The 8,538-nt window shown below is 61.7% G+C and carries 6 protein-coding genes and 1 pseudogene; 6 read left to right on the top strand and 1 reads right to left on the bottom strand.

The features are described from left to right. The 5 genes and pseudogenes from sucC to ABID26_RS05480 form a co-directional block, all read left to right on the top strand. Window positions 1–696, top strand: a pseudogene (gene sucC / locus ABID26_RS05500) (succinate--CoA ligase subunit beta); the annotation flags it as partial. Window positions 697–711: 15 nt separating this feature from the next. Then, window positions 712–1,611 (top strand): succinate--CoA ligase subunit alpha, encoded by a 900-nt coding sequence (gene sucD, locus ABID26_RS05495; protein ID WP_292341432.1) that lies wholly within the window; start codon window positions 712–714, stop codon window positions 1,609–1,611. 110 nt (window positions 1,612–1,721) lie between these two features. Then, entirely contained in the window at window positions 1,722–2,690 is a 969-nt protein-coding gene (locus ABID26_RS05490; RefSeq protein WP_292373668.1) for a 2-hydroxyacid dehydrogenase, read from the top strand. Then, window positions 2,690–3,976, top strand: coding sequence for a glycerate kinase type-2 family protein (locus tag ABID26_RS05485; RefSeq protein ID WP_292373670.1), 1,287 nt, complete (start codon window positions 2,690–2,692; stop codon window positions 3,974–3,976). The genes ABID26_RS05490 and ABID26_RS05485 overlap by 1 nt, the downstream gene beginning before the upstream one ends. Window positions 3,977–4,304: 328 nt before the next feature. Beyond that, window positions 4,305–4,940, top strand: coding sequence for a response regulator transcription factor (locus ABID26_RS05480; protein ID WP_126101787.1), 636 nt, complete (start codon window positions 4,305–4,307; stop codon window positions 4,938–4,940). Window positions 4,941–5,122: 182 nt separating this feature from the next. Here the strand turns inward: ABID26_RS05480 and ABID26_RS05475 are convergent, their stop codons facing one another. Further along, complete coding sequence (locus ABID26_RS05475) at window positions 5,123–5,467, bottom strand: BRA0787 family protein (protein WP_126101786.1); 345 nt, start codon at window positions 5,465–5,467, stop codon at window positions 5,123–5,125. 176 nt (window positions 5,468–5,643) lie between these two features. Here ABID26_RS05475 and ABID26_RS05470 point away from each other — a divergent pair, with 176 nt between their 5' ends. Beyond that, window positions 5,644–8,535: a phosphoenolpyruvate carboxylase gene (locus tag ABID26_RS05470; RefSeq protein WP_292341435.1), complete on the top strand. Its 2,892-nt coding sequence runs from the start codon at window positions 5,644–5,646 to the stop codon at window positions 8,533–8,535. Window positions 8,536–8,538: the final 3 nt, after the last annotated feature.

The following is an 8,538-nucleotide window of genomic DNA, read 5'->3' as shown; positions in this document are numbered from 1 at the left end:
TTCGGCCTCGGGCTCGAGAGCAATCTGATCGGCAAGGCCACCGAGACCATCCTTGGCTGCTACCAGGTGTTCCGCGACTACGACGCCTCGATGCTGGAGATCAACCCGCTGGTGGTGACCCGCGACGGCAGCCTCGTGGCGCTCGACGCAAAAATGTCGTTCGACGAGAACGCGCTGTTTCGCCGCCCGGAAATCTCCGAGCTGCGCGACAAGAGCCAGGAAGACCCGCGCGAGACCTTCGCCAGCGACCGCGGCCTCTCCTATGTCGGGCTGGACGGCAATATCGGCTGCATTATCAACGGCGCAGGCCTCGCCATGGCGACGATGGACATGATCAAGATCGCCGGCGGCGAGCCGGCCAACTTCCTCGACATCGGCGGCGGCGCCTCGCCCGAGCGGGTGGCGAAGTCTTTCCGCGCCGTGCTCGGCGACAAGAATGTCGAGACCATCCTGGTCAACATCTTCGCCGGCATCAACCGCTGCGACTGGGTCGCCGAAGGCGTCATCAAGGCGATCCGCGAGGTCGGCGTCGACGTGCCGCTGGTGGTGCGGCTCTCCGGCACCAAGGTCGAGGAAGGGCGCAAGATCCTGGCCGATTCCGGCGAGAAGGTGATCGTCGCCGACACGCTGGCCGAAGCCGCCGAAAAGGCCGTCGCCGCGTGGCGCAAAGTCACCAAGAACAAAAAAGCAGCCTGAGGGAGGTAGAAAAAAATGGCAATCCTGCTCAACCGCAGCACGCGCGTCATCGTGCAAGGGTTCACCGGCAAGATCGGCAGCTTCCATGCCGACGACATGAAGCGCTACGGCACCAAGCTGGTCGGCGGCGTCACGCCCGGCAAGGGCGGCCAGACCCATCTCGGCCTGCCCGTCTTCAACACCGTCAAGGGCGCGGTGCGCGAGACCCGCGCCGAAGCCAGCATCGTCTTCGTGCCGCCGCCCTTCGCCGCCGATTCGATCATGGAGGCGGCCGATGCCGGCATCAAGCTTTGCGTGTGCATCACCGACGGCATCCCCTCGCAGGACATGATGCAGGTCAAGCGCTACATGTGCCGCTACCGCTTCGAGGACCGCATGCGCCTCGTCGGCCCGAACTGCGCCGGCGTCATCACCCCCGGACAGGCGCTGATGGGCATCATGCCCGGCAATATCTATCTCCCCGGCCGCGTCGGCATCGTCGGGCGCTCCGGCACGCTCGGCTACGAGGCCGCCTCGCAGATGAAGGCGTTGGGCATCGGCGTGTCGACCAGTGTCGGCATCGGCGGCGATCCGATCAACGGCTCGTCCTTCAAGGACATCCTGAAACTGTTCGAGCAGGACGACGAGACCGACGCCGTGGTGATGATCGGCGAGATCGGCGGACCGCAGGAGGCCGAAGCCGCGATCTGGGCGCGCGACAATATGAGGAAGCCGCTGATCGCCTACATTGCGGGCTTGTCTGCCCCGAAGGGCCGCCGCATGGGCCATGCCGGCGCCATCATCTCGGCCTTCGGCGAGTCGGCGCAGGAGAAGGTGGAGATCCTCAAGGACGCGGGCGTCGTCATCGTGCCGACCCCGGCAGCGTTCGGTGCAACGGTCGCCGATGTCCTGAAACAGAGGCTGAAGGCGGCTTAAGCCCGCGCCTGGCCCGGCCGAGGTGGTGCGTCGAAATCGCTGGCAGCATCGCGAACTGCTGGACTCGTCCGGCGGTTCGCCGTGCGATTGCGCAAGTTGAGAGGTTATGAATGAAGCCGCGTGTGATCGTAACCCGCCGCTGGCCGGCCAAGGTGGAGAGGATCCTGGTAGAGCGGTTTGACGCCGTGCTGAATGAAGATGATGTGCCCCTGACGGCAGCGGAACTCGCAACGGCGTTCCAGACCTATGACGCAATCCTTCCGACGGTCAGCGATCGACTGCCTGCCTCGGTGTTTCCGTCTGACCGCTGTCGCACTAGACTGCTCGCCAATTTCGGGGTCGGTTTCAGCCACATAGATGTGGCGGCTGCCCGCGAACGCGGCATCGCGGTGACGAATACACCGGGTGTGCTGACGGACTGCACGGCGGACATCGCGATGAGCCTGCTTCTGTCCGTCGCACGCCGCGCCGGGGAGGGCGAGCGGCAACTGCGCGCCGGCGGCTGGAAGGGATGGTGTCCAACACATCTCATCGGCACGAAGGTCTCAGGCAAGAAGCTCGGGATCATTGGCATGGGACGCATCGGCAAGGCCATGGCACGTCGAGCGCATTTCGGCTTTGGCATGGATGTCGTCTTCTACAACCGTTCCAAGGTTGACGACGACGAGACCCGATCAATGTCTGCCCGGCAACTTCCTTCCATCGAGGCGCTGCTCGGTGAGTCCGACTTCGTCTCGCTGCATTGTCCCGGCGGAGCCGAAAACAAGCATCTGATTGACGAAGCAAGGCTCTCAATCATGAAGCCGAGCGCTTTCCTCATAAATACGGCGCGCGGAGATGTAGTCGACGAGACCGCCCTCGTCCGCGCGCTCGACAAGGGAATGATCGCCGGCGCCGGACTCGACATCTATGCGGAAGAACCGGCAGTGCCCCGAGGCCTGGTTGAGCGGGAGAACGTGGTTCTCCTTCCCCATCTCGGCAGCGCGACCGCGGAGACACGAGAGGCGATGGGCATGAAGGCCCTGGACAATCTCATCGCTTTCTTCGACGGCAAACCCGCTCCGGATCGGGTGGTGTGATGGTGCTGCCCGGCCCTGCGCCGGCATTTATGGACCTCCGCAAGCAGGCGATCGACCTGTTTCGGATGGGCGTCGCCGCGGCTGAGCCGGGCCCTGCGGTTGTCGCTGCGCTGGAACGGCACTCTGAGCGGTTTGAAAAGGCCAGGCGCGTCATCGTTATCGCCTTCGGCAAGGCGGCTTGCGCGATGACTTGCGCGGCATTGCCGCTGATTGGCGGCAAGCTGCACAAGGCCGTAGCTGTCACCAATGCCGAAAATGCCGTGGCGATCGATGGCGTGGCGGTCATCACGGCCGGCCACCCGCTGCCGGATCAGGGCAGCCTCGATGCGGGCCGCGCCGTCGAGAACCTCGCCCGGTCGGCGGAGCATGGCGATCTTCTTCTCGTTCTCGTCAGCGGGGGCGGCTCGGCGCTGTTATGCGCTCCCTCGGCCGGGCTGTCGCTGGCCGACAAGATTTCGCTCAACGACACCCTCATTCGTTCGGGCGCCGACATTCGGGAAATCAACACTGTCAGGCAGCATTTTTCGCGCCTGAAGGGTGGACGCTTGGCGCAATTGGCATCGACGGCCGACATATTGGCGCTCATTGTCTCGGATGTGCCCAACGATGACGTTCGCCTGGTGGCTAGCGGCCCTACAGCTCCACTTTATGCTTCCGTTTCCCACGCGCGCAGAGTGCTTTCGAAATATCGTATCGATCCGCCGTTCAAGGGGGCTCTTCTTTCGCCAGATGAGCGCTTTTCAGAAGCGATGTCCTACCGCATCGAGAATGTGGTCGTCGGTTCCAACCGCATTAGTGTTGAAAGCGTGATGGCAAAAGCCCGGCAACACGGCATTCGTGTCGTCAAGGCCACCGACTGGTTGTCCGGCAATGTCCGTGACGCTGCTGGCACGCTTCACGGTATCGCACTCCAACATGCCTGCCATGCAGGGCCGGTGGCGGTGGTCGCCGGCGGCGAGACAACCGTCGAGGTCTCAGGCACGGGCAAGGGAGGACGCAATCAGGAACTGGCGCTGCGGTTTGCGCTGGCCAATGAAGAGAAAGCGATCCGCCGCGACTGGGTGTTTCTGAGCGGCGGTACCGATGGCCGGGATGGTCCCACCGATGCGGCCGGGGCTATCGTCGACGCAGGGTCCACGTTCCGAATGCGCAATTTCGGTCAGGAGCCCGCCGTCCTGCTGGCCAACAATGATTCCTATGCCGCGTTGGCAACGTCTGGAGATTTATTGATGACGGGCGCTACCGGCACCAATGTCGCGGACCTGCAGATATTGTTGATGCAGTAGCATTTCGTCGCATTCCACGCCGTCCAATAACATGAAGCCGCGCCGGCCAGAGCGCGCGCAAGGCCCACGCCTCGCGAAGGCCCCAATCCAACCGTGTGTCGACCTGATCGATTGTACTAGAAGGAAAATTAGATTCATGCTATGAATGGAGATCATGGCGGATCGCGTCGAGCGGGGATCAATGCCGAAGGGTGGTCGAAGCAGGAAAAGCGGTCGGCCAGCATAGGGGACTGCAGGGGAGAAGGCGCAAGAGCCGAAGGCCGGGAACGCGCATGAATGCCGCCGAGTCTAAGATCAGCGCCAATGTGTCGGGACTTAGGTGGAGTGAATGCCCGAAAAGAGCAGATTCAGGATCTTGATCGGAGAGCGCAATCCGCTCGTGGTCGCTGCCCTTGGGGATATGATCTCGCGAGATGACCGCTTCGATCTCGTTGGCAGCGTCCAGGCCGGTGAGGCTTTTCTCCGGGCGGCGTCAGCCTCGACTCCTCAGTTCGACCTCGCCGTGCTCGGGTGGAGATTGTCGGATATGGACGCCGGCGCTGTCATGACGGAGATGCAGCGGCGCAGCCTGCATGCGCGCCTCGTGATCTTTTCCAACGATCACGACATTGCTATCCTCAAGCAGTGCGTGCGCCTTGGCGTTCAGGGGTTCTGCTATCAGTTCGATGACCCGGCGATCCTTTTCGACACCTTTGTCGCGGTCGCCAATGGCCGGATTTGCGTCCCTTACCTGGACGTCTCGAAAATCAACGACACGCCGATGTCGCGACTGACGATACGCGAGCGCGAGCTGCTTTCGGTTCTGGCCGACGGCTGGACCAATCTGCAGATCGCGACCCGCACCGGAATTTCCGAGAATACGGTCAAGTACCACCTCAGAAACCTCTACGACAAACTTGATGTCCGCAACAGGGCGATGGCTGTGGCGCTCTACGCCGGCGAGAAAAATCGAGGGCGCGTTTGAACCCGCCGTGAGGGTTTTGCCATGGCCTGCGTCGCTGTTCTTGGCAATCCTATATGCGGGACAGCCATCACGGCCTGGGGTTACCCGGTCCCCGCCGTGTTCGGCGGCTTTGAAGCAATACGTGACGGCTAGAGCCTCTCCAAGGAAGTCCGGGGTGCTGCGGTCGCGTGCGTTCGTCCCTGTCAAGGATAAGCGGGAAGGGCGCCACGGTCTACCCGCGCAGCGAACAGGGGCATCGCAAGCCTTGCTGCGTCAGCGTAAAGCATCCGTCCTGAGGCGCGAACCAGATCCCTGCCGATGATCGCTTCCAGAACACCTTGTGTTCTGAGCGGCATCAGATCGGTGCAGTCGCTCATTCTGGCGAAAACGCTGCTGATCGGCATGGCAATGCCGTGGATCGGAACGAGCGGCTCTTCGTCTTTCTCGCCCCATTCCTCGAGCGCCTCGAGCGCTTCGTGAAAGGCGTTCTGAAGGGTGATCGGCGCATGCCCTTCAAAGAGATCTGGAAACACCTTGTGCATATCCATGTCCAAGTCCCTCCCGAGGTCCCCTTGTGAAACGCGCTGAGCTAGCGGTTAGTGGGATCTGAACCTCAGTCTTAGATGCTTTGCCTTCTTTTCCTATGAGGCAACATCTTTGCATAACAGTTAAATGACGTCCAGATCCAAAACGCGCTGGACCAATGTTGGCAAGATCGTGATTCATGCTTGGTTCGACAGCCCAGGTCGGCCTTGCGGATCATCATTCGGTCGGTGATCCAACCCACCCGAACGAATGGCAAATCTACCCGTCCGGGCGTTTTCAAGAAGGCGGAAAGTCTATCTGCTTCCAGGTGGAGAATCCCGAGATATCCGCCTCATTCGGCAAGCTCGGGACAACGCTTGGAAGAATGGGTGCCGCTTTGAACGACAGCAGACCAATCAGCTGTCACGAGGACGTCAGGAGCCTGCTTTTCAGGCTCCTGACGGCCGTCGTCAGCGAACGGGAACCCGGGATGGGGGATGTTCTGACCGGGCGTGCAAGCCTCGACACCCTCACTGACGCCCAGCGCATTCCTGCCCTGCAGGCGACAGGGATATGGTTCCAGCTCGTCGCGATCGCTAACGAATTGCTGGCAATGCGTTCACGCCGCGAGCTTGAGCAAATGGGCGGCGCAAACGAGGTGATTGGCTCCTTCGCCAATGTCATAGGCGAAATAAAAACCGCCGGCTACCCGGCCGAGGAGATCCAAGCCACCCTCGATAAGCTGAGTGTCGGTCCAACCATGACCGCCCACCCGACGGAGGCAAAGCGAGTCACAGTTCTCGAAATCCACCGGCGCATCTACCGCAAGCTCACCGAGCTCGAGCAGCAGCGCTGGGCACCACGCGAGCATCAGCAATTGATCGACGATCTCAGGAGCGAGATCGAGCTGCTGTGGATGTCGGGTGAGTTGCGGCTTGAACGCCCCTCGGTTGAAAGTGAGATTGCTTGGGGCCTGCATTTCTTCCGCGAGGTGATCTTCGAGGCGACTCCGAAGATCTATGATGCCGTGGAGGAAGCGCTCGCCCGTCACTACCCGGATTACGACCTCAAGGTGCCATCCTTCATGCACTATGCGTCGTGGATCGGCGGGGACCGTGACGGCAATCCGAATGTGACCGCAAGCACTACCGCTTGTGCGCTCAAGGAATCGCGCCAGGCGATTATCGGCTGGTACATCCAGCAGGTTCGCCGATTGGTCACGGTGCTTAGCGTCAGCGCCAATGTCGTCGACATCCCTGAGGACTTCACCAAGGCGCTGGGCCAGGCGCTGCATCGGAGCGGTGCGGCTCGCGAGATTGTGGCGCGCAATCCTGGAGAGCCGCTGCGGCAGTTCGCGGCCGCGATGCTGGATCGCTTGCGGGCCATGCTCGGTGAGACCGCGGCCAAGCCGTATGCCCGCTCGGAATTGCTCAAGGCCGACCTACGCCACGTCGAAACGGTGCTGGCCAAACTGGGTGGCAACCTCGTCGGGCGACGCTTCGTCCGCCCCTTGCGACAGCAGGTCGAAACCTTCGGCTTCCGAACGGTCGCATTGGACATTCGCCAGAACTCGACGGTCGTCAATCGAGTGCTGGCCGAACTTTTCAGACTTACAGACGCGGATCAGGCGCCCGCGCCGGATACGCCACAATGGAGCACGCGCATTCGTACAGCGCTCAGCACAGGCGAACAGCTTGGTATCGACCGGGGGGCGCTTTCCGCGGAGGCGCGCGAGCTCCTTGACCTGTTCGACGTCATTCGCGAGGCCGCGTCTGGACTGAACGGCGGTGCGGTGGGCGCCTTCATCTTGAGCATGACACGCTCTTGCGATGACTTGCTTGCCGTCTATTTGCTCGGCCAATACAGCGGCATGGCCACCGCGCTCGACGGCAGCGGCACAATCGGACTGCGCGTCGTGCCCCTTTTCGAGACCATTGCCGACTTGCGTGCCGCCCCCGACATTTTAGATCGGCTGCTGGCGGTCTCGATCGTACGCCGCTCGCTGCGCGACTTCTCCAACCGGCAGGAAGTCATGCTGGGATATTCCGACTCGAACAAGGATGGCGGGTTCCTCGCTTCGAACTGGGAGTTGAATAAGACGCAAAGGCGTATCCACGCCCTGGGCCAGAAGCGGAAGATCAAGATCAGCTTCTTCCATGGCCGCGGCGGTTCGGTCAGCCGGGGCGGTGCGCCGACGGGCCGCGCGATCGCCGCCCAGCCCGCCTGCACGGTCGACGGAGCGATGCGCGTGACGGAGCAGGGCGAGGTGGTGTCGTCGAAATTCGCCAACCGTGGCACGGGGCGTTACCAGCTCGAAATCTTCGCCGCGAGCGTTTTCGCCCACAGCGTCAAGTCGGCCAACGAGCCCGAACTGAGGGACATTCCCGAGTTCAATGAGGCTCTGGAGGCGTTGACCGGCATGTCGCAGGCATCCTATTCGAGCCTTATCAACGAGCCCGGTTTTATCGATTATTTCCATCAGGCGAGTCCTGTGGAGGAGCTGTCACTGCTCAAGATCGGATCGCGTCCGGCACGCCGCTTCGGGGCTCGCGACATTTCCGACCTGCGCGCCATTCCTTGGGTTTTCGCCTGGAGCCAGAACCGGCATCTGCTGACCAATTGGTACGGCATCGGCAGCGCGCTCAATTCCTTCCTCAATGTTCGAGGCAACGCCGGATTGGAGCTGCTCAGACAGATGTTCGAGCGCTCGCGCTTCTTCCGTCTCATCGTCGACGAGGTCGACAAGGGAATTTACCAGACCGACATGGAAATCGGCCGGCTCTATGCCGGTCTGGTCCAAGATCGCGAGGTGGGTGAACGGATCTACGGCAAGATCGCCACCGAATATCTGCTGACCCGAAAGATGATCGCAGAGGTCAATGGTGGCCTGAAAGTCTCGCAGCGCTTCCCCACCTTCAAGCGGCACTTCGATCGCATTAGGCCGCAGATGGACAGCATACACCGATTGCAGGTGCAGCTCTTGCGCGAGGTCCGCGCACAGGACGGCTCCACCGCAAAACCAAAGCGGGCGGTCAACGCGCTTTTGCTTTCGATCAACTGCATTTCAACCGGTCTTGGCTGGACTGGGTGAATA

Origin of the sequence: Mesorhizobium shonense (genome assembly GCF_040545255.1) — a bacterium.
Taxonomy (GTDB): Bacteria; Pseudomonadota; Alphaproteobacteria; order Rhizobiales; family Rhizobiaceae; genus Mesorhizobium; species Mesorhizobium shonense.
This window is presented reverse-complemented; position numbering and strand designations above follow the sequence as displayed.

Coding starts and splice junctions, on each gene's coding strand:
- sucD (WP_292341432.1), top strand. CDS start 712: ATGGCAATCCTGCTCAACCGCAGCACGCGCGTCATCGTGCAAGGGTTC.
- ABID26_RS05490 (WP_292373668.1), top strand. CDS start 1,722: ATGAAGCCGCGTGTGATCGTAACCCGCCGCTGGCCGGCCAAGGTGGAG.
- ABID26_RS05485 (WP_292373670.1), top strand. CDS start 2,690: ATGGTGCTGCCCGGCCCTGCGCCGGCATTTATGGACCTCCGCAAGCAG.
- ABID26_RS05480 (WP_126101787.1), top strand. CDS start 4,305: ATGCCCGAAAAGAGCAGATTCAGGATCTTGATCGGAGAGCGCAATCCG.
- ABID26_RS05475 (WP_126101786.1), bottom strand. CDS start 5,467: ATGGATATGCACAAGGTGTTTCCAGATCTCTTTGAAGGGCATGCGCCG.
- ABID26_RS05470 (WP_292341435.1), top strand. CDS start 5,644: ATGCTTGGTTCGACAGCCCAGGTCGGCCTTGCGGATCATCATTCGGTC.